At 43.8% G+C, this 258-nt stretch carries 1 protein-coding gene; it reads right to left on the reverse strand.

The window, feature by feature from the left end; translation table 11 throughout:
• A partial coding sequence (locus tag AC0IXA_RS27740; protein WP_471814951.1) for a metal ABC transporter solute-binding protein, Zn/Mn family occupies positions 1 to 258 on the reverse strand: 258 nt, incomplete at both ends.

Here is a 258-nt window from a genome sequence, read left to right on the forward strand (position 1 = left end):
TTTTTGAAACCAGCCGTTTCCTGTTTCAAGGTTCAAGCCATTATATAGAACAAGGTCTGCATCCGTCGTATATTGAACATCCTTTGGCAGTGGGTCAAATTCGTGTGGGTCTGTACCAATGGGAACAATGCTGTGAATAGAGACATGCTGCCCGCCTACTTCCTTCACAATGTCATAAAGAATGGAGTAGGTCGTAACAACTTTTAATGTACCGTCATCTTTACCGGAATTACTTTGCTGGGTCGAACAGCCTGCGAT

The sequence above is a fragment of the Pseudomonas sp. AC083 genome, from assembly GCF_979253165.1.